Consider the following 19,362-nt stretch of genomic DNA (forward strand, 5'->3'; position numbering starts at 1 on the left):
GTTACACGTCGACTGTGGGAATCTTGCGCGGCGCCATGAAGTACATCCAGGTCAGCGCAATGAAATACATCGCCGGGATCAGGGTGAACAACACGGTGTAGTTGTTGTTGGTCACGGTAAGGATGTGCCCGACGACCTGGGTCATGAACATGCCGCCGATGGCCGCGCACATGCCGCCGAAACCGAACACCGTGCTCATCATGTGCTTGGGCGTGTAGTCCATCACCAGGCTCCAGATATTGGCAGTCCAGGCCTGGTGCGCGCCGATCGCCAGGGAAATGGCGAATACTGCAACCCACAGCTGGCTGGAACCGGCAGCCATGATTACGCCAACGATGCAGCAGGCAAACAGCAGCATCGACAACAGTCGCGCCTTGATCGCATTCATCCCGCGGCCGATCAGGAATGACGACAGGATCCCGCCGCCCACACTGCCGAAGTCGGCGGTCAGGTAAATGATGATCAGCGGGATGCCCATCTGGGTCACGTTGATGCCCAGGTTGTATTGCTGGTTCAGGAACGGCGGCAGCCAATACAGGTAGAACCAGAACACCGGCGCGGTCATGGCGTAGGCGAGGGCGAAGGCCCAGGTGCCGCGCATGCGCAGGATGCGGCTGAACGGCACGCTCGGTTGCTCGGGTTCGGCTTCCTGTTGCACGTAGTCCAATTCGGATTGTTTGGCGGTCGGATGGTCTTCCGGGTTGTAGTACTTCAACCCCCAGAACACCAGCCAGATCGCGCCGAGTGCCGACATGCACAGGAACGCCGCCTGCCAGCCCCACACGTGCAGGATCAGCGGCAGCAGCATTGGGGTCATCATCGCGCCGACGTTGGTGCCGGCGTTGAAGATGCCGGTGGCCACTGCGCGCTCACCGGCCGGGAACCACAAACGCGTAGTCTTGACGCACGCCGGGTAGTTGGCGGCTTCGGTCAGGCCGAGGATAAAGCGGCAGACCATAAAGCCCACCGCCGAGGTGGCCAGGCCGTGGGCGCCGGTGGCCAGGCTCCACAGCAGCACGGCGCAGAAGAACACGCGCTTCACGCCCACACGGTCAATCAGCCGGCCTTGCAGCACAAAACCGATGGCATAACCGACCTGGAACCAGAAGTTGATGTTGGCGTAGTCCATCGCCGTCCAGCTCATCTCTTTGGCCAGGATCGGTTGCATCACGCCCAGGGCGGCGCGGTCGATGTAGTTCAGGGTGGTGGCGAAGAACACCAGGGCCAGCATGCCCCAGCGCGTTTTACCCACGGCCATGGCGCCACGGATCTTGTCGCCGATGCCGGCGTGCGGGTTGCCCGGGCGCGCGGCCAGAGCGGAGTTTTGCGAAGGCATGAGGTCGTACCCGTTTTTGAAATTTTTATGGTGTGTTCTGGGTCTTGGTGCAGGTTCGATGGTGCGCAGTGGTTAAAAAGTCGTCAATTCGCCAACAGGGCATAGTGTTCGGTAATCGCACGAAAAACTAACCGGTTCGTACATTTTAATTGCTGGGTGTAGGCTAGGGGCCAATAATTTGCTGCAAATAAAAACTGCCGGGAGTCGCCCATGCAACGTTCCATTGCCACTGTTTCCTTGAGCGGCACCCTGCCGGAAAAGCTCGAAGCCATCGCCGCTGCCGGGTTCGACGGGGTGGAGATCTTCGAGAACGACCTGTTGTATTACGACGGCAGCCCGCGGGAAGTTAGGCAGATGTGCGCCGACCTGGGCATTGCCATCACCTTGTTCCAGCCGTTCCGCGACTTTGAAGGATGCCGCCGCGACCGCCTGGCGCGCAACTTGGAGCGCGCCGAACGCAAATTCGATTTGATGCAGGAGCTGGGCACCGACCTGGTGCTGGTGTGCAGCAATGCTTCGGCGGATTGCGTGGGCGATGAGCGCATTTTGCTCGATGACCTCAGCTTGCTGGCCGAGCACGCCGGTCGCCGTGGTTTGCGTATCGGCTATGAAGCGCTGGCCTGGGGCAAACATGTGAACACCTGGCAGCAGGTGTGGAACCTGGTGCGCCAGGTCGATCATCCAAACCTGGGCGTGTTGCTCGACAGCTTCCACACGCTGTCGCTCAAGGGCGATCCTAGCGGCATCGCCGACATTCCCGGCGACAAGATCTTCTTTGTGCAAATGGCCGACGCGCCGGTCCTGGCCATGGATGTGCTGGAGTGGAGCCGGCATTTCCGCTGTTTTCCGGGGCAGGGCGAATTTGACCTGGCAGGTTTTCTCGCGCCGATCATCAAAAGTGGCTACACCGGGCCGTTGTCCCTGGAGATTTTCAACGACGGTTTCCGCGCCGCGCCGACCCGCGCGAATGCGGCGGATGGCTTGCGTTCGCTGCTGTACCTGGAGGAGAAAACCCGCGAACGCCTCAAGCAGGAGGCGCCGGCCCAGCCCGTCGAGATTCTGTTTGATACCCCGGCGGCCAGTGAATACAACGGCATCGAATTCCTCGAGTTTGCCGTGGATGAAAGCCTCGGTGCCAAGCTGACCCACTGGCTGGAGCGCCTGGGGTTCGTCAAGGCTGGCCAGCACCGTTCCAAGAGCGTGAGCCTGCTGCGTCAGGGTGATATCAACCTGATCCTCAACTGTGAACCCTATTCGTTTGCCCACAACTTTTTCGAAGCCCACGGCCCGTCGTTGTGCGCCACGGCGATTCGGGTCAAGGACAGCGCCAAGGCGCTGGAGCGGGCAGTGGCCTACAAAGGCCAGCCGTATCGCGGGCTGGTCGGGCCTAACGAGCTGGAGCTGGCGGCGGTGCGTGCGCCAGATGGCAGCCTGATTTATCTGGTCGACCCTGCCGAGGGCGCGCTGTACGACACCGACTTCAACTTGCAAGCGGCAACGGCGTCCAGCGGCGGCCTGCTGCGCATCGACCATATGGCCATGGCCTTGCCGGCCGACAGCCTCGACAGTTGGGTGCTGTTCTACAAGAGCCTGCTGGATTTCGAAGCCGATGACGAAGTGGTGCTGCCCGACCCTTATGGCCTGGTGAAAAGCCGAGCGTTGCGCAGCCGTTGCAGCTCGATCCGCTTGCCGCTGAATATTTCCGAGAACCGCAACACGGCAATTTCCCACGCGCTGTCGAGTTATCGTGGTTCGGGCGTGCACCACATTGCTTTTGACTGCGCGGATATTTTCGCAGAGGTCAGCCGCGCCAAAGCGGCCGGCGTGCCGTTACTGGATATCCCGCTCAACTACTACGACGACCTGGCCGCACGGTTTGATTTCGACGATGAGTTCCTCAGCGAACTGGCGTACTACAACGTGTTGTACGACCGTGACGCCCAGGGCGGTGAGTTGTTTCATGTGTACACCGAGGCTTTTGAGGGGCGGTTTTTCTTCGAGATTATCCAGCGCAAAAACGGCTATGCCGGGTATGGCGCGGCCAACGTGGCGGTGCGCCTGGCGGCGATGGCCAAATCGCGCAGCGGTGCGGTACGTCAGGCGCGTTTATAACGGCCGGGCCAGGTGCTTCCTTCGGGAAGCGCCTCGGCCCATAATCGCCGCCTGCACAACAAAAATGGCCGTGAGCGCACCATGACCCTGACCCCCGACCTCTCCGCCGTGCCAGACACACCGCGCAAGAGTCGCAAGAACAACCCGGAAAAGACCCGCGAAAACATCCTGCAGGAAGCCATCGTCGAGTTTGTTCAGCAGGGCCTGTCCGGCGCGCGCGTGGATGCGATCGCCGAGCGTATCCACACCTCCAAACGCATGATCTATTACTACTTCGGCAGCAAGGAGCAGTTGTACGTCGAGGTGCTGGAAAAACTCTACGGCGATATCCGCAACACCGAAACCCGCATGAACCTCACGGCCCTGGAACCGCGTGAGGCGATCCGTCGTCTGGTGGAATTCACCTTTGATCACCACGACCAGAACGTGGATTTCGTGCGCATCGTCAGCATCGAAAATATCCACAACGCGGAATACGTGAAGCGCTCGGATTCGATCAAGGCGATGAACAGCAACATCCTCGAAGCACTGGGCGCCACATTGCGGCGGGGTGCCGAGATGGGGGTGTTTCGCGAAGGGCTGGAGCCTCTGGATGTGCACCTGCTGATCAACTCATTCAGCTTTTACCGGGTGTCCAACCGCCATACATTCAGTGAGATTTTTCAGATCGAGCTGTCCGATGAAGCGATTAAACAGCGGCACCGGGAGATGATTTGTGAGTCGGTGATGCGGTACTTGCAGGCTTGAATTCACCCGATTCCCAATCTGGAATGCAACCAGTGTGGGAGCTGGTTTGTTGTGGCGAGGGAGCTTGCTCCCGCTGACTGCGCAGCAGTCTCCGGCTTTTTTGGGGGCGCTTCGCACCCCAGCGCAAGCAAGCTTGCTCGCCACAACAAGCCAGCTCCCACATTTTTTGATTCAGTTTCGGCAGTCAGCTATTCATGCTCTGAAAGTGCGCCAGCATTCGCTGCACATCCGGTGTTTGGCCACTGAACAACTCAAACGCCTTCACCGCCTGAAACACCGCCATATTGCCGCCGTCCAGCGTTCGGCAACCCAGGGCGCGGGCGTTGCGCAGCAGTTCGGTTTCCAGCGGGAAATACACGATTTCCGCGACCCACAATTGGGCTCGCAACAGCGCAGGCGGTACCGGCGTGCCGGGCAGCTTGGCCATGCCCATGGGCGTGGTGTTCACCAAGCCATCCGCTTCGGCCATGGCGTTTTCCAGGTGGTTACCGACCTGGGCGCGACCGGCACCAAAGCGTTGCGCAAGGTTATCCACCAGGTCGCGGGCGCGGGCCATGTCCACGTCAAAAATACTCAAGTGCTGCACGCCTTCGGCCAACAAGGCATGGGCCACAGCTGCGCCCGCACCGCCGGCGCCCATCTGTACGACTCGCTCGCGCGCGACGTCATGCAAGTTGCGCCGGAAACCTTCGGCAAACCCCAGGCAATCCGTGTTGTGGCCAATGCGCTTGCCGTCCTTGAACACCACGGTGTTGACGGCGCCAATGCCTCGTGCCTCGTCAGACAATTCATCGAGCAATGCCAGCACTGCCTGCTTGCATGGGTAGGTAATGTTCAAGCCGGTAAAACGCATCAATTCAGCGGCGTCCAGCAGGTCGGGCAGGGCGTTGATGTTCAGTTGCAGCGCGTCCAGATCGATCAACTGATACAGGTAGCGCAAGCCTTGGGCGTCGCCTTCCTGTTCATGCAGGGCGGGCGTGCGGGAGGCTTGGATGCCGGCGCCGATCAGGCCGGCGAGGATGCGCGGTTTCATCGGGCGGATCCTTTGAGGGTGTGGCTGAAGTGTTCCAGCGCCAGGTGATAACCATGACTGCCGAAGCCTGCGAGCACCGCCTTGGCAATGGGCGACACAAACGAGTGATGCCTGAACGCCTCGCGCGCATGCACGTTGGATAAATGCACTTCGATCACTGGCACTTCACTGGCCACCAGTGCGTCGCGAATCGCTACGGAGGTGTGGGTCCAGGCCGCCGGGTTGATCACGATACCGGCGCAACGGGCGCGGGCACCGTGGATCCAGTCGAGCAGTTCACCTTCGTGGTTGGTCTGGCGAAATTCGATTTTCAGCCCGAGGTTTTCCGCGCTGCGACCGCACAGTGCGGCGATGTCGGCCAGGGTTTCATGCCCGTAGGTAGCAGGCTCGCGGGTGCCGAGCAGGTTGAGGTTGGGGCCGTTGAGCACCAGCACGATGGGCGGCATAAAGGTCTCTCCACACTTATTATTGGTTGTGCGGATAAAATGTACTGGATGGTTAATTTGGTCAATTGAAGGCGGCTGATGTGTTCGATTATCGAACGCTTATTCTGAGGCATACCGGCACAGCATCAGATTAGATATCAATTGAAAATCAACCTCGACGCCGGAATGGGCGAGCGCACGGCATGCGTATTTGCTGGCGCGGATTCAGTTGAAGTATTACGCGGGGTTGCTGAGCGAGCAGGACTTGCGGGCGTTGGCAGGGTAGTCCCAACCCTCGGCATGAGTGGTTACAACCCCGCATTCGCGGGGTTGTTCGTCGTTACTAATCTGTGAAACAGCTTCGCAAGGATGGAGCCGGTTGTCGGGTGCCACGGAAAATTGTTACCTGACGGAAAATAACCTAACGGATGGGTTACGATGAAAGTAGGTGCTTACAAGGGATATGTGATTTCAGTGCTTCTGCGGGATGAACACTGCCCGCCCCACGTTCATGTCAGGGGCAAGGCATGGGATGCGCGTTTTCGTTTCAGCTTCCTGGATGGGGATGTGGAGTTGTGGGATGTAGAGCCGGATCGCAGGCGGCCGCCTACTGCGCTCCTGAAGGAATTACGCGAGGCGATCATGCAGCGGCACTACCTGGCGCGTGCACGCCGGATCTGGTGGGAGAAACTGCAAACGGTTTGCCTGGAGAACCATTCCTGGGATTGGGACGCTGGTGAATTGGTTCAAGGGTTGGTTATTCGACGTGGTGTCTATGTCATCGCAAGCGCCCGGCACGATGTCGTAGAGCAAAGAACAATTTTGAATCTGGTCAGAGCGCCAGATTGCGTGGGGATTAATTTATGAAAATCGTAAAAGCCAAAGTCGTACCCTATAAGCCGCTCACTGACGCCGATGTCGACAAGGCTATCGCCCGTGGGCGCAAGCTCAAACGTCTGTACGCAAATGCCAGCAATGTGCGCTATGAACACGAGTGCATTTCCATCGGTTTCAGCGACGGCAGCCGCGTCATGTTGCCTGTAGCCGGGTTGCCGGAGTTCGAAGGGTTTTCCCTGGAGGACTTTCAGCAACTGGAGGTCGGCTTTGGCGGCAAGGCGCTGTGCTGTGAGGCGCAGGATCTGGACGTTTCGATCACCGGGCTCATCGCCACCAGCCAGCCCTTGATGGACCTGGCAACAAGCCTGGTAGCGTCGCGCAACGGTCGCAAGAGCAGCGCCGCCAAAACCGCCGCCGCCCGAGCCAATGGCAAGAAGGGCGGTCGGCCACGCAAGGAGCCGTTGGATAACGGTGATTCAACAGATGCATGAAAACCCAGTGTGGGAGCTGGCTTGCCTGCGATAGCGGTGTATCAGTTGACCGATGCAGGGCAGGCCTACCGCCATCGCAGGCAAGCCAGCTCCCACAGTTTACCGCCGGGTCAATAACACCCCGGATTCCATATGGTGCGTCCATGGGAACTGGTCAAACATTGCACACTGGGTAATCCGGTGCGTGTCATGCAGTTGCGCAATGTTCGCCGCCAACGTCTCCGGGTTGCAGGAGATGTACAGGATGTTGTCGAAGCGACGGGTCAGTTCGCAGGTGTCCGGGTCCATGCCGGCGCGCGGTGGGTCGACGAAGACGCTACCGAATTCGTAGCTCTTCAGGTCGATGCCGTGCAGACGGCGAAACGGCCGAACCTCGTTGAGCGCCTCGGTGAGCTCTTCGGCAGACAGGCGCACCAGCGTGACGTTATCCACTGTATTTTCATCGAGGTTGCTTAAGGCAGCATTCACCGAGGTCTTGCTGATTTCGGTGGCCAGTACCTTACGCACGCGGGTCGCCAGTGGCAGGGTGAAGTTGCCGTTGCCGCAGTACAACTCCAGTAAATCATCCGGGCGATCGCCCAGGGCTTCATAGGCCCAGTTGAGCATCTTCTGGTTCACGGTGCCGTTGGGCTGGGTGAACGCGCCCTCGGGTTGACGGTAGCTGAAGGTGCGCCCGCCGACGTCGAGTTTTTCCACCACGTAGTCGTGGCCGATCACATCGCGCTTGCCCTTGGAACGGCCGATGATGCTGACATTCAAGTCCGCCGCCAGCTTGTTCGCAGCCGTGTGCCAATGTTCGTCCAGCGGGCGGTGATAGCACAGGGTAATCATCGCGTCGCCGGCCAGTGTGGTCAGGAACTCCACCTGGAACAGCTTGTGGCTGAGGGCCGCGCTGGCTTGCCAGGCGGCTTTGAGTTGCGGCATCAGCTGGTTGATGCGCTGGCTTGCGATGGGGAACTCTTCGATCAGGATCGGCGTGCGCTTGTCGTCCTGGGAGAACATTGCGTAGTGGCGCTCACCGCCCTCGCGCCACAGGCGGAACTCCGCGCGCAGGCGGAAGTTCTGCAGCGGCGAATCGAAGACCTGCGGTTCGGGGGCGTCGAACGGTGCCAACAGGTCACGCAGACGCGTGACCTTGTCTTGCAGTTGAACGGTGTAGCTTGCGGCGTCAAAAGTCATGCGTTGAACCAGCCCAGCTTGATCACAAACAGAATCGACAGGATCACCAGTGCCGGGTTCAGCTCACGGTAGCGGCCCGAAAGCAGCTTGATGGCGGTCCAGGCGATGAAACCGAAGGCGATGCCGTTGGCAATGGAGTAAGTGAAAGGCATCGCCAGGGCGGTGACCACCACGGGCGCTGCAACGGTAATGTCATCCCAGTCGATTTCGGCCAGGCCCTGGGTCATCAGCACGGCCACGAACAGCAGCGCCGGCGCGGTGGCAAACGCTGGAACACTGGCGGCCAGTGGCGAGAAGAACAGCGCCAGCAGGAACAGGATGGCGACCACGATGGCGGTCAAACCGGTACGGCCACCGGCACTCACACCCGCAGCCGACTCGATGTAGCTGGTGGTGGTCGACGTACCCAGCAGCGAACCGGCCATGGCGGCGGTACTGTCGGCGATCAGTGCACGGCCCATTTTCGGCATGTGGCCGTCTTTGCCCATCAGGCCGGCGCGCTTGGCCACGCCGATCAGGGTGCCAGAGTTGTCGAACAGGTCAACGAACAGGAAGGCGAAGATCACGCTGACCAGGCCGATATCCAGCGCACCTTTGATATCCAGTTGCAGGAAGGTCGGGGCCAGGGACGGTGGCATCGAGGTTACGCCGCCGAACGGGGTGAACCCCATCGCGATAGACACGATGGTCACCGCCAGGATGCCGATCAGCACCGCACCGCGCACCGCCAGGGCTTCCAGCGCCACGATCAGCGCGAAACCCAAGGTAGCGAGGATCGGCGCCGGTTGTTTCAGGTCGCCCAGGCCGACCATGGTGGCCGGGTTGCTGACCACGATGCCGGCGTTGTGCAGGGCGATCAGTGCCAGGAACAGGCCGATACCGGCGGCAATCGCCGAGCGCAGCGGCAGCGGGATGCTGTTGATGATCCACTCACGGATGCGGAAGATCGACAGCAGGAAGAACAACACCGCCGAAATGAATACCGCGCCCAACGCGACTTGCCAGGTGTGGCCCATGTGCAGGACCACGGTGTAGGTGAAGAAGGCGTTGAGGCCCATGCCCGGTGCCAGCGCGATCGGGTAGTTGGCGATCAGGCCCATCACGGTCGAACCGATGGCGGCGGCCAGGCAGGTGGCGACAAACACCGCGCCCTTGTCCATGCCGGTCTCGCCGAGGATGCTCGGGTTCACGAACAGAATGTAGGCCATGGCCAGAAAGGTCGTGATACCCGCGAGAATCTCGGTGCGCACGTTGGTGTTGTGTGCTTTGAGTTGAAACAGCTTTTCCAGCATGCCGGCTCCCTGTGACGCTATTTTGCGTCGTTATTTGTTGACCTCTAAGTCAAAGCACAAACTGCGCCAAGCGCCTGTGGTTTCAGAGAGGATCGGAAAAAGCGGCGCATGATACCAGCAGCCGACGCGATGTGGCGGATAGGCTGCGTATTCTCGAATCTGGCCTTGAGGCATACTGCGCCGACGTTAAATACAGGGTCGTTCTCAGCATGAAAAAAGCCAACGCCAGCAGTCTAGCTCTGTTCGCCGCAATCGGCCTGGGGCTTGTGGCACCGGTGTGGGGCGCGGCTGCACCGCCGTTGAGCGAGGTGCGGGTGTTCAAGGTCGAGTCGGCGCGTTGCACGGAAACCATCCCCACAGATGTGACGACCACCCAGATGTGTACTCATCGTGGGCCGACCAAGGTCTCGGTGATGGAGGTCGGCCTGGGCAAAAGCCCGATGGGGCGCTTCAATGGCGCCGAATTGAATGGGCAACGCACGCCGGTCTGTCAGGTGGGCAACATCAGCGAAGTCTGTAACGGCGCAGGCACTGTGATGGGCTACATCTATGTGTTTGACTTGAATGTCCAGGCCCAAGGCTGGTTTGAATTCAGCAATATCTCGATCAATGGCCCGCAAAACACGTTGAAGCTCTTGTTCAACATCCTCTGATCAATCCCCTTGAACGCTCACTACCTCGGGAAGTCGTAGCCCTTAGACGGCGACTTTCCTGAACGCCGCGGAAGTGCACCAACCCGTGAGGTGTTTATGAGCGCGACCCCCAATGGCGCGACGACCAAACCGTTCGTCAGCCACCCGATACGCCTGACCCTGAATGGCCAAGACCGCCAGCTGCAGGTGTTGCCCTGGACCACCTTGCTGGACCTGCTGCGCGAACAGCTGGATCTGGTGGGTAGCAAAAAAGGCTGCGACCACGGCCAGTGCGGCGCCTGCACGGTGTTGCGCGATGGCAAACGCATCAACGCCTGCCTGACCCTGGCGGTGATGTGCGACGGTGCCGAGGTGACCACCATCGAAGGCCTGGCCGACGGCGACCAGTTGCACCCGATGCAGCAGGCTTTTATCCAGCGTGACGCGTTCCAGTGCGGCTACTGCACGCCGGGGCAGATTTGCTCCGCCGTCGGCCTGGCCAATGAAGGCCGCGCCCACAACACCGCGCAAATTCAGGAACTGATGAGCGGCAACCTGTGCCGCTGCGGGGCCTACAGCAATATTCGCGATGCCATTGAAGACGTTGTGCTGGGAGGTGACCAATGAACCCCTTCCAGTACAGCAAGCCGGCCGATGTGCAGGAAGCCGTGCACCTGAGCAGCGCGACGTCGCGGTTTATCGCCGGCGGCACCAACCTGTTGGACCTGATGAAAGAAAACATCAGCCGCCCCGAACACCTGATCGACATTACCGGCTTGGCGCTGCATGGCGTAGAAGCGACTGCCGACGGCGGGGTGATGATCGGCGCGTTGGTCAGCAATGCCGACCTGGCCTGGCACCCGCTGATCGAGGCGAGCTACCCATTGCTGTCCCAGGCCATTCTGGCGGGCGCCTCGCCGCAACTGCGCAATATGGCCAGTACCGGCGGTAACTTGTTGCAACGTACCCGTTGCTACTATTTCTACGATGCCAGCGTGCCATGCAACAAGCGTGAACCTGGCAGCGGCTGCCCGGCGCGCACCGGGTTGAACCGCATTCATGCGATCCTCGGTGCCAGCGAACATTGTGTGGCTACCCATCCCTCGGATATGTGCGTCGCCCTCGCAGCGCTGCAGGCGCGGGTGCATGTAGAAGGGCGTGGCGGCGCGCGGGTGATCGAGTTTGCCGACTTTCATCGATTGCCCGGCGATACGCCTGAGCGCGACAACCTGCTGGCCGACGATGAGCTGATCACCGCCATCGAACTGCCGCCTGATCATCTCGCCAGCCATAGCCACTACCTGAAAATTCGTGACCGTGCGTCCTACGCCTTCGCGCTGGTCTCCGTTGCCGCCGCGCTGGAGCTTGCGGGCGACACCATCGTCGATGCGCGCCTGGCCCTTGGCGGTGTGGCCCACAAACCTTGGCGCGATCGCGCGGTGGAAGCCGCGCTGATCGGGCAAGCGGTCAGCCGCGAAACCTTCAGCCAGGCCGCTGACGCCTTGCTGCAAGACGCTGAACCCTTGGAACACAACAGCTTCAAAATCAAGCTGGCACGCCGCGCAATCATCCGTGCCCTGAGCGACGCCGCTGTCGCAGGAGAACGCCCATGACCGCCGTCGGCAAACCCCTGGACCGCGTTGACGGTCTGCTCAAGGTCACCGGGCAGGCGCGTTATGCCGGTGAGTTTCCAGGCAACGACCTGCTGCATGGCAGTGTCGTCTCAAGCACGATTGCCAAGGGCCGGGTAATCCGGATCGACGCGTCCAAAGCCCTGGCGCTGCCGGGCGTGGTCAGGGTGCTTGATCATCTGAACCGGCCCAAACTCGCCAGCTACGATGAGGCTTTCGCCGATGCCGATGCAGCCGACGGCTCGCCGTTTCGCCCGCTGTATAACGACCGCGTGCTTTATAACGGGCAACCCCTGGCCCTGGTAATCGCCGACAACCTTGAACTGGCGCGACACGCTGCCTCGCTGGTTGAGATCGAATACGCGAGCGAGGCTTTTGCCACCGACCTCGCGGCCCTGCAGGAACAGGCGCACCCATCGCCGCAAACGCCGCCCAAGCCACGCGGTAACTTCCCGGCCGAGTGGGCTGCTGCCGCTGTCAGCCTGGATATGCACTACAGCACGCCCATCGAGCACCACAACCCGATGGAACCCCACGCCAGCACCGTGCTGTATCAGCCGGACGGCACCCTGCATATCCACGACAAGACCCAAGGCCCGCAGAACTGCCAGGCGTATGTGCAAAAAGTCTTCGGCCTGGATAAAAGCCAGGTAAGGATCTTCGCTGCGTTCGTCGGCGGTGCCTTTGGCTCGGGCCTGCGCCCGCAGTATCAACTGCCTCTGTCGGTGATGGCAGCGCTGGCGCTCAAGCGTTCGGTGCGCGTTACCCTGACCCGGCAACAGATGTTCACGTTCGGCTACCGCCCGCGCACCCTGCAGCGTTTGCAACTGGGCGCTGCTGCCAATGGCCGCCTGTTGGCGTTGGGCCACACAGCGATTGGCCAGACCTCGCGCTTCGAGGATTTCAGCGAACATGTGGTGGAGTGGAGCGGCATGCTCTACCACTGCGACAACGTGCAATTGACCTACAAACTGGTTCCCCTGGACGTGTCCACGCCGATGGACATGCGCGCGCCGGGCGCCGCGCTGGGCGTGATCGGCCTGGAATGTGCGATGGATGAACTGGCCTGCGCCCTGGGGATGGACCCTGTGCAACTGCGCCTGATCAACTACGCCGAGCGCAACCAGAACGAAGACAAACCCTGGTCGAGCAAAGCCCTGCGCGAGTGTTACCGCGAAGGTGCCGAGCGCTTCGGCTGGAGCCAGCGCAACCCCGAGCCGCGCAGCATGCGTGATGGCAACCAGTTGATCGGTTGGGGTATGGCCGGTGGTGTATGGGAGGCCCTGCAGATGAAGGCCAGCGCCAAGGCGCAGTTGGATGCCCAAGGCCAATTGACCGTCAGCAGCGCCACCACCGATATCGGCACGGGCACGTATACGGTAATGACGCAGATTGCCGCGCAAACCAGCGGTGTGGCGATGGCCGATGTGCGTTTTCTGCTCGGCGATTCGTCGTTACCCACGGCACCGTTGCAGGGCGGCTCGTTTACCGTGTCGTCTGTCGGCACTGCCGTGCAGCAGGCCTGCGAAGCGCTGAACGCCAAGCTGCTGGCGGTTGCCCGGCAGACTTACCCGGTGTTCAAAGCGGCAGAAACGGTGCGCTTTGAAGACGGCCAGTTGCACACCGGTGATGTGAGTGTGTCCTTGGCACAACTGGTCAAGGACAGTGGCGAAGAAGTGCTCGCTGTTCAGGTTGACAGCCAACCGGACAAAAAGCGTGAAGGCTATGCGACGGCGACCCATTCGGCAGTGTTTGTCGAGGTTCAGGTAGATGAAGACCTGGGCACCATCAAGGTGCGTCGGGTGGTCAGCGCTATTGCGGCCGGGCGGGTGGTCAACCCGAAGATGGCCCGCAGCCAGATCCTCGGCGGCGTGGTCTGGGGCATCGGCATGGCCCTGCATGAAGAAACCCAGGTCGACCATCAACTGGGGCGCTACATGAACCACAGCCTGGCCGAGTACCACATCCCGGTGAATGCCGACATCGGCGACATAGAGGTGATTTTTGTCGACGAACACGACGAAATCGTCAACGCCCTGGGCTCCAAGGGTGTGGGTGAAATCGGTATTGTCGGGGTGGCGGCAGCGGTGGCGAATGCGATCTACCATGCCACTGGCAAGCGGGTGCGGGAGTTTCCTGTCACGCTGGATAAGGTGCTGTAACCCGGTCTTCGAACCACAGAAGATCAAAATGTGGGAGCTGGCTTGCCTGCGATAGCTATCTGTCAGCCAATCATATGTTGGCTGAGACACCGCCATCGCAGGCAAGCCAGCTCCCACATTGCCTGTTTTTCAACCGGCTTATAGCTTGGCTTCCTCCACCGGCACATGCATCCGATCGCGGTTGGCCAGGGTCGGAAACAGCTTTATCCACACCCCCGTCACCAACAGCGTACCAATCCCGCCCATGACCACGGCGGGCACGGTGCCGAACCAGTGGGCGGTAATCCCCGATTCAAACTCGCCCAGTTGGTTGGATGCGCCGATAAACAGGCCGTTGACCGCACTGACCCGCCCGCGCATTTCATCCGGGGTCTCCAACTGCACGAACGAAGCGCGGATCACCATGCTGATCATGTCCGCCGCGCCCAGCACCACCAGCACCGCCAAGGAGAACCAGAACGACGTCGACAGGCCGAACGCAATGGTTGCCACGCCAAACACACCGACGGCGGTAAACATCACGCGCCCGACATGCCGGTCTACCGAGAACCTCGCCAGCCACAGCGACATCAACAACGCGCCCACCGCTGGCGCCGAACGCAACAGACCCAGGCCCCAGGCGCCGGTCAGCAGGATGTCCTTGGCGAACACCGGCAGCAACGCTGTGGCGCCGCCCAGCAGTACGGCAAACAGGTCCAGCGAAATGGCGCCGAGAATGTCCGGGCGGCTGCGAATAAAGCGGATCCCGGCCAGCAGCGAATCCATCGTGGCCTTGGCTTTATTGAGCGGTGTCTGGCGCGCGGGCAGGTTGAGGGTCAGCCCGCAGGCGATCAGGTACAGCACCACGGTTGGGCCATACACCCACACGCTGCCAAACGCATAGAGCAAGCCGCCCAACGCTGGCGCGACGATGGTGGCCAGTTGCTGCGCCGATTGCGACGAGGCCACGGCACGCGGGAACAGCGCGCTCGGCACGATGCTCGGCAGCAGCGCCTGGGTGGTGGGCATCTCAAACGAGCGTGCGGCGCCGAGCAGGAACGCGAGGATAAAGATCATCTCGCGGGTCACGTTGCCGGTCAGGCCGCCGATGGCCAGGGACAAGGCAATCAATGCCTGCACGGTCTGGCAGATGGCGGCGACTTTGCGCCGCTCATAGCGATCGGCCACGTGGCCTGTGTGCAACATGAACAGAACGCGCGGAATGAACTCCACCAGGCCTACCAGGCCCAGGTCCAGCACATTGCCAGTCAGTTGATAGAGGTTCCAGCCGATGGCCACGGTAAGCATCTGGAAACCGCTGGCGGTAAAGATCCGGGCCAGCCAGAACGCGATGAAAGGGCGGTGGTGGCGCAACAGCAATGCGGGTTCACTGGGCATCGGGAAGTCAGGTCTGGAGCAGAGGGTGCAGGCAGATTAGCATCAAGCTGTAACAAATAGTTGCAAGAACTGAGCTGAGACAACCTGTCACGCGTCAATGAACCACACGGCTTTCGTCCGAAAATGGGACTACTCTTTGAGCAATGCTTGATCCAGATCAAAACCGGCCCCGGGATTGATCTGGCGGCCGCAAGGCCAGGATCCCTACGTGATGGGTAAAAAAAGAAACGAATTGAAATTCGCCACACTCCATATCCGTGGGGGCAGTGGGTGCAGGCTCCCGCCAGCAGCCGGTATTACCTGACAGAGGAAGACTTATGTTCGGTTTGGAGGCGCTAGATCTCGCCCGAATTCAATTCGCGTTCACCATCTCGTTTCACATCCTGTTCCCGGCGATCACCATCGGCCTGGCCAGTTATCTTGCGGTGCTGGAAGGCTTGTGGCTCAAGACTCACAACGACACCTACCGTGACCTCTACCATTTCTGGTCGAAGATCTTTGCCGTCAACTTCGGCATGGGGGTGGTTTCGGGCTTGGTCATGGCTTACCAGTTCGGTACCAACTGGAGCCGTTTCTCGGACTTTGCCGGCGCCGTTACCGGACCGCTACTTACCTACGAAGTGCTCACGGCCTTCTTCCTGGAGGCGGGTTTCCTCGGGGTGATGCTGTTCGGCTGGAACAAGGTGGGGCGCAAGCTGCACTTCTTTGCCACGGTGATGGTGGCCGTCGGTACGCTGATTTCGACCTTCTGGATTCTGGCTTCCAACAGCTGGATGCAGACGCCGCAAGGCTTTGAAATTATCGATGGCCGGGTGATTCCTACCGACTGGCTGGCGGTGATCTTCAACCCGTCGTTCCCCTATCGCCTGATGCACATGGCTACGGCAGCCTTTGTGGCCACGGCGTTCTTCGTCGGCTCTTCGGCGGCCTGGCACTTGTTGCGCGGCAAGGACAACCCGGCGATCCGCACCATGCTGTCGATGGCGATGTGGATGGCCCTGATTGTGGCGCCTATCCAGGCGGTGATCGGTGACTTCCATGGCCTCAACACCTTGAAGCACCAACCGGCGAAAATTGCCGCGATTGAAGGCCACTGGGAAAATATCGGCAATGAGCCGACGCCGCTGATCCTGTTCGGCTGGCCCGACATGAAGGCCGAGAAAACCAAATACGCGGTCGAAATTCCGTACCTCGGCAGCCTGATCCTGACCCACTCCCTGGACAAGCAGGTGCCGGCGCTCAAGGAGTTCCCGCCTGAAGATCGCCCCAATTCGACCATTGTGTTCTGGTCGTTCCGGGTCATGGTCGGCCTGGGCTTCCTGATGATCTTCACCGGTCTGTTCAGCCTGTGGCTGCGCCGGGGCGACAAGATGTACACGTCCAAGCCGTTCCTGTACCTGGCGTTGTGGATGGGCCCGTCCGGCCTGATCGCGATTCTTGCCGGTTGGTTTACCACCGAAATCGGCCGACAGCCGTGGGTGGTCTACGGGTTGATGCGCACGGCGGATGCTTCCTCCGGGCATAGCCTGGCGCAGATGACCATTACGCTGGTGCTGTTTGTGGTGGTGTACTTCGCGCTGTTCGGCGCCGGGTTGGGCTACATGATGCGCCTGGTGCGCAAAGGCCCGCAGACCCACGAGGGCAGCGAGCCAACCCATGGTGGCCCTGGCCAGAAACGTACACCGGCCCGTCCGTTGTCCGCCGCCGATGATGGCAGCGACGACGACCACACCCACATCCAGCACAAGGGGAATTGAGATGGGTATTGATCTTCCGCTGATCTGGGCCGTGATCATCATCTTCGGCATCATGATGTACGTGGTGATGGACGGTTTCGACCTGGGCATCGGCATCCTCTTTCCGTTTATCCCCGGCAAAGTCGACCGCGATGTGATGATGAACACCGTCGCGCCGGTATGGGACGGCAACGAAACCTGGCTGGTACTCGGCGGCGCGGCGCTGTTCGGCGCGTTCCCGCTGGCCTATTCGGTGGTGTTGTCGGCGTTGTACCTGCCACTGATCCTGATGCTGATCGGGCTGATCTTCCGGGGCGTGGCCTTCGAGTTCCGCTTCAAGGCCAAGGACGACAAGCGTCACCTCTGGGACAAGGCGTTTATCGGTGGCTCCATCGCCGCGACGTTCTTCCAGGGGGTGGCGCTGGGGGCGTTTATCGATGGCATTCCGGTGGTGAATCGCCAGTTTACCGGCGGTTCGCTGGATTGGCTTACGCCATTCACCCTGTTCTGTGGCGTTGCATTGGTGGTCGCCTATGCCTTGCTCGGCTGCACCTGGCTGATCATGAAAACCGAAGGCAAGTTGCAGGAGCAGATGCACAACCTGGCGCGGCCATTGGCGTTTGTGGTGCTGGCAGTGATCGGTATCGTCAGTGTGTGGACGCCGCTGGCGCATCCGGAAATCGCTTCACGCTGGTTCACCCTGCCGAACCTGTTCTGGTTCCTGCCGGTGCCGATTCTGGTGCTGGTGACCATGTACGGGTTGATCCGCGCCGTGGCGCGTAATGCCCACTACACGCCGTTCCTGCTGACGCTGGTGCTGATCTTCCTCGGCTACAGCGGCTTGGGCATCAGCCTGTGGCCGAACATCATTCCGCCTTCCGTGTCGATCTGGGACGCCGCTGCTCCACCGCAGAGCCAGGGCTTCATGCTGGTGGGCACGTTGTTCATCATCCCGTTTATCCTGGGCTACACCTTCTGGAGCTACTACGTGTTCCGCGGCAAGGTCACCCACGAAGACGGCTACCACTAGGAGGGTCGTTGTATGTCCGGCAAACCTTCGTTACACGAGATTGAACAGGCCGAGAAACAGCCGTTATGGCGGCGCCTGGGGTGGCTGGCGATGATCTGGACCGGCAGCGTGCTGGCCCTGTTCGTCGTGGCCAGCCTGATGCGCATGTTCATGAATGCGGCCGGCCTGACCACTCACTGATATCCCGATCCGGGCTTTGCGGCCCGGTTTTCCAGCCCTCGCTACGAGGGCTTTTTTATTTGCGGGCTTTGAGAATGACGAACTTCGGCGTGGCGGCTACTTGTTCAACGCCACGGAACAAACGCGCCAATTTGCTGTGATAACCCAGGTGGCGGTTGCCGACGATATAAAGGGCACCGCCCACTACCAGGGCTTCGCGCGCCTGCTGGAACATGCGCCAGGCCAGTAAGTCGCCGACCACCTGCTGCTGGTGGAACGGCGGGTTACACAGCACCACGTCCAGTGACTGGGCTTCCTGGCCGGCGAGGCCATCGGCGGCGCGTACGCTTACATCGCGCGTACCGAAGGCAGCCTGCCAGTTTTCGACCGCCGACTGCACGGCCATGTAGGACTCATCCACCAGGGTGTACTGCGCGTCGGTGTTTTGCAGGGCACTGGCGATCGCCAACACGCCGTTTCCGCAGCCCAGGTCCGCCACGCGGGCGCTGCCGAGATTGTTTGGCAGGTGCGGGAGGAAGGCACGGGTGCCGATGTCCAGGCCTTCGCGGCAGAACACGTTGGCGTGGTTCAACAGCTCGATGGCCGGTGCGTCCAGGGTGTAGCGGGTAGGGTAGGGCGAGACGGCGGCCGGGCGGGCGTCCACCGTGGCGATCAGCAAACGGGCTTTTTTCAGGGCAAGGGACGCGTGCATCGGGCCGATATAGCGCTCCAGCAACTCGCCCGCCGCCCGTGGCAGGTGCTTGACCATCGCGCCGGCAATCACCTGGGCGCCTGGCGCCAGTTGCCCTTGCAGGCGGATCAACTGCTCCTCCAAAAGGGCCAGGGTCTTTGGCACGCGGATCAGCACGCGGTCGAACGGCCCGGTCGGGACCTGGCTGGCGGGGACGAATGCTACGGCATCAAAAGCTTTGCCATTGCGCACCAGGTTTTTCTCCAGACCCTGGGCTGCCAGAAACGAGTCACCGCTGGACGTCACGTGCACCCGGCCTTCGAGGCTGGCCGCCAAGGCGCCGAAGCTGTCGTTGAGCACCAGCACGCAGGTAGCGGCGCCGGGCTGCTGCTCGGCCAGGTAGCTGAGCAGGTACTCATCGGCAGCATCAAAGGCCTGCAACGGGTCATTGTGTTGCTCAGGCTGGCGAATCAGGTCGAGCTGGGCGAAGGG

The 19,362-nt window shown here is 60.9% G+C and carries 18 protein-coding genes; 11 read left to right on the forward strand and 7 right to left on the reverse strand.

What is annotated here, in order from left to right:
* Window position 1 precedes the first annotated feature (1 nt).
* Window positions 2-1,336 (reverse strand): MFS transporter, encoded by a 1,335-nt coding sequence (locus GIW28_RS13300; RefSeq protein WP_017139332.1) that lies wholly within the window; start codon window positions 1,334-1,336, stop codon window positions 2-4.
* A 210-nt stretch (window positions 1,337-1,546) separates the two neighbouring features.
* Here GIW28_RS13300 and quiC point away from each other — a divergent pair, with 210 nt between their 5' ends.
* Both quiC and GIW28_RS13310 read left to right on the forward strand, forming a co-directional pair.
* On the forward strand, window positions 1,547-3,448 hold the full coding sequence (gene quiC / locus GIW28_RS13305; protein ID WP_170038090.1) for a 3-dehydroshikimate dehydratase QuiC: 1,902 nt from the start codon (window positions 1,547-1,549) through the stop codon (window positions 3,446-3,448).
* A gap of 81 nt (window positions 3,449-3,529) precedes the next feature.
* Entirely contained in the window at window positions 3,530-4,195 is a 666-nt protein-coding gene (locus GIW28_RS13310) for a TetR/AcrR family transcriptional regulator (protein WP_026013861.1), read from the forward strand.
* A gap of 184 nt (window positions 4,196-4,379) precedes the next feature.
* Here GIW28_RS13310 and GIW28_RS13315 read toward each other — a convergent pair whose 3' ends face one another.
* Both GIW28_RS13315 and aroQ read right to left on the reverse strand, forming a co-directional pair.
* Window positions 4,380-5,228 (reverse strand): shikimate dehydrogenase, encoded by an 849-nt coding sequence (locus tag GIW28_RS13315; protein WP_177033966.1) that lies wholly within the window; start codon window positions 5,226-5,228, stop codon window positions 4,380-4,382.
* A complete protein-coding gene (gene aroQ / locus GIW28_RS13320) occupies window positions 5,225-5,674 on the reverse strand; it encodes a type II 3-dehydroquinate dehydratase (RefSeq protein WP_017139328.1) in 450 nt (149 codons plus the stop codon). The genes GIW28_RS13315 and aroQ overlap by 4 nt, the downstream gene beginning before the upstream one ends.
* A gap of 417 nt (window positions 5,675-6,091) precedes the next feature.
* On the opposite strand from aroQ, the gene GIW28_RS13325 reads away from it, so the two are divergent.
* Together GIW28_RS13325 and GIW28_RS13330 are read left to right on the forward strand one after the other, a co-directional pair.
* Window positions 6,092-6,520 (forward strand): DUF4160 domain-containing protein, encoded by a 429-nt coding sequence (locus GIW28_RS13325; protein WP_099547610.1) that lies wholly within the window; start codon window positions 6,092-6,094, stop codon window positions 6,518-6,520.
* Window positions 6,517-6,981: a DUF2442 domain-containing protein gene (locus tag GIW28_RS13330; RefSeq protein ID WP_017139325.1), complete on the forward strand. Its 465-nt coding sequence runs from the start codon at window positions 6,517-6,519 to the stop codon at window positions 6,979-6,981. The genes GIW28_RS13325 and GIW28_RS13330 overlap by 4 nt, the downstream gene beginning before the upstream one ends.
* 99 nt (window positions 6,982-7,080) lie before the next feature.
* Here GIW28_RS13330 and trmA read toward each other — a convergent pair whose 3' ends face one another.
* Both trmA and GIW28_RS13340 read right to left on the reverse strand, forming a co-directional pair.
* Complete coding sequence (gene trmA / locus GIW28_RS13335) at window positions 7,081-8,160, reverse strand: tRNA (uridine(54)-C5)-methyltransferase TrmA (protein WP_017139324.1); 1,080 nt, start codon at window positions 8,158-8,160, stop codon at window positions 7,081-7,083.
* On the reverse strand, window positions 8,157-9,452 hold the full coding sequence (locus GIW28_RS13340) for an NCS2 family permease (RefSeq protein WP_017139323.1): 1,296 nt from the start codon (window positions 9,450-9,452) through the stop codon (window positions 8,157-8,159). The genes trmA and GIW28_RS13340 overlap by 4 nt, the downstream gene beginning before the upstream one ends.
* Window positions 9,453-9,661: 209 nt before the next feature.
* Between GIW28_RS13340 and GIW28_RS13345 the strand changes: the two genes are divergently transcribed.
* The 4 genes from GIW28_RS13345 to GIW28_RS13360 all read left to right on the forward strand — a co-directional run bounded on the left by GIW28_RS13345 (window position 9,662) and on the right by GIW28_RS13360 (window position 13,877).
* Entirely contained in the window at window positions 9,662-10,105 is a 444-nt protein-coding gene (locus GIW28_RS13345; RefSeq protein ID WP_017139322.1) for a DUF4879 domain-containing protein, read from the forward strand.
* Window positions 10,106-10,201: 96 nt separating this feature from the next.
* Window positions 10,202-10,711: a (2Fe-2S)-binding protein gene (locus tag GIW28_RS13350; protein ID WP_017139321.1), complete on the forward strand. Its 510-nt coding sequence runs from the start codon at window positions 10,202-10,204 to the stop codon at window positions 10,709-10,711.
* Complete coding sequence (locus GIW28_RS13355) at window positions 10,708-11,697, forward strand: FAD binding domain-containing protein (protein ID WP_236446220.1); 990 nt, start codon at window positions 10,708-10,710, stop codon at window positions 11,695-11,697. Before GIW28_RS13350 ends, GIW28_RS13355 begins: the two co-directional genes overlap by 4 nt.
* Window positions 11,694-13,877: a xanthine dehydrogenase family protein molybdopterin-binding subunit gene (locus tag GIW28_RS13360; protein WP_236446217.1), complete on the forward strand. Its 2,184-nt coding sequence runs from the start codon at window positions 11,694-11,696 to the stop codon at window positions 13,875-13,877. Before GIW28_RS13355 ends, GIW28_RS13360 begins: the two co-directional genes overlap by 4 nt.
* Before the next feature lie 138 nt (window positions 13,878-14,015).
* Here the strand turns inward: GIW28_RS13360 and GIW28_RS13365 are convergent, their stop codons facing one another.
* Complete coding sequence (locus tag GIW28_RS13365; protein WP_017139318.1) at window positions 14,016-15,254, reverse strand: MFS transporter; 1,239 nt, start codon at window positions 15,252-15,254, stop codon at window positions 14,016-14,018.
* A 317-nt stretch (window positions 15,255-15,571) separates the two neighbouring features.
* On the opposite strand from GIW28_RS13365, the gene GIW28_RS13370 reads away from it, so the two are divergent.
* The 3 genes from GIW28_RS13370 to GIW28_RS13380 are packed head-to-tail and all read left to right on the forward strand — an operon-like array spanning window position 15,572 to window position 18,200.
* On the forward strand, window positions 15,572-17,011 hold the full coding sequence (locus tag GIW28_RS13370) for a cytochrome ubiquinol oxidase subunit I (RefSeq protein WP_017139317.1): 1,440 nt from the start codon (window positions 15,572-15,574) through the stop codon (window positions 17,009-17,011).
* A 1-nt stretch (window position 17,012) separates the two neighbouring features.
* The gene (gene cydB / locus GIW28_RS13375) at window positions 17,013-18,020 is read left to right on the forward strand and encodes a cytochrome d ubiquinol oxidase subunit II (RefSeq protein WP_017139316.1); all 1,008 of its coding nucleotides are present in this window, start codon (window positions 17,013-17,015) and stop codon (window positions 18,018-18,020) included.
* A 12-nt stretch (window positions 18,021-18,032) separates the two neighbouring features.
* On the forward strand, window positions 18,033-18,200 hold the full coding sequence (locus GIW28_RS13380) for a DUF2474 domain-containing protein (RefSeq protein ID WP_010206690.1): 168 nt from the start codon (window positions 18,033-18,035) through the stop codon (window positions 18,198-18,200).
* Window positions 18,201-18,255: 55 nt separating this feature from the next.
* Here GIW28_RS13380 and GIW28_RS13385 read toward each other — a convergent pair.
* A partial coding sequence (locus tag GIW28_RS13385) for a methyltransferase (protein WP_236490397.1) occupies window positions 18,256-19,362 on the reverse strand: 1,107 nt, incomplete at its 5' end.

The organism is Pseudomonas sp. PA-5-4B, from assembly GCF_021606215.1.
Classification (GTDB): Bacteria; Pseudomonadota; Gammaproteobacteria; order Pseudomonadales; family Pseudomonadaceae; genus Aquipseudomonas; species Aquipseudomonas edaphica.

What these genes read in the sequence shown, in the direction of transcription:
- GIW28_RS13345 (WP_017139322.1), top strand. Translation starts at nt 9,662, where the DNA reads ATGAAAAAAGCCAACGCCAGCAGTCTAGCTCTGTTCGCCGCAATCGGC.
- aroQ (WP_017139328.1), bottom strand. Translation starts at nt 5,674, where the DNA reads ATGCCGCCCATCGTGCTGGTGCTCAACGGCCCCAACCTCAACCTGCTC.
- GIW28_RS13370 (WP_017139317.1), top strand. Translation starts at nt 15,572, where the DNA reads ATGTTCGGTTTGGAGGCGCTAGATCTCGCCCGAATTCAATTCGCGTTC.
- GIW28_RS13310 (WP_026013861.1), top strand. Translation starts at nt 3,530, where the DNA reads ATGACCCTGACCCCCGACCTCTCCGCCGTGCCAGACACACCGCGCAAG.
- trmA (WP_017139324.1), bottom strand. Translation starts at nt 8,160, where the DNA reads ATGACTTTTGACGCCGCAAGCTACACCGTTCAACTGCAAGACAAGGTC.
- GIW28_RS13350 (WP_017139321.1), top strand. Translation starts at nt 10,202, where the DNA reads ATGAGCGCGACCCCCAATGGCGCGACGACCAAACCGTTCGTCAGCCAC.
- GIW28_RS13330 (WP_017139325.1), top strand. Translation starts at nt 6,517, where the DNA reads ATGAAAATCGTAAAAGCCAAAGTCGTACCCTATAAGCCGCTCACTGAC.
- cydB (WP_017139316.1), top strand. Translation starts at nt 17,013, where the DNA reads ATGGGTATTGATCTTCCGCTGATCTGGGCCGTGATCATCATCTTCGGC.
- GIW28_RS13355 (WP_236446220.1), top strand. Translation starts at nt 10,708, where the DNA reads ATGAACCCCTTCCAGTACAGCAAGCCGGCCGATGTGCAGGAAGCCGTG.
- GIW28_RS13325 (WP_099547610.1), top strand. Translation starts at nt 6,092, where the DNA reads ATGAAAGTAGGTGCTTACAAGGGATATGTGATTTCAGTGCTTCTGCGG.
- GIW28_RS13315 (WP_177033966.1), bottom strand. Translation starts at nt 5,228, where the DNA reads ATGAAACCGCGCATCCTCGCCGGCCTGATCGGCGCCGGCATCCAAGCC.
- quiC (WP_170038090.1), top strand. Translation starts at nt 1,547, where the DNA reads ATGCAACGTTCCATTGCCACTGTTTCCTTGAGCGGCACCCTGCCGGAA.
- GIW28_RS13365 (WP_017139318.1), bottom strand. Translation starts at nt 15,254, where the DNA reads ATGCCCAGTGAACCCGCATTGCTGTTGCGCCACCACCGCCCTTTCATC.
- GIW28_RS13360 (WP_236446217.1), top strand. Translation starts at nt 11,694, where the DNA reads ATGACCGCCGTCGGCAAACCCCTGGACCGCGTTGACGGTCTGCTCAAG.
- GIW28_RS13340 (WP_017139323.1), bottom strand. Translation starts at nt 9,452, where the DNA reads ATGCTGGAAAAGCTGTTTCAACTCAAAGCACACAACACCAACGTGCGC.
- GIW28_RS13300 (WP_017139332.1), bottom strand. Translation starts at nt 1,336, where the DNA reads ATGCCTTCGCAAAACTCCGCTCTGGCCGCGCGCCCGGGCAACCCGCAC.
- GIW28_RS13380 (WP_010206690.1), top strand. Translation starts at nt 18,033, where the DNA reads ATGTCCGGCAAACCTTCGTTACACGAGATTGAACAGGCCGAGAAACAG.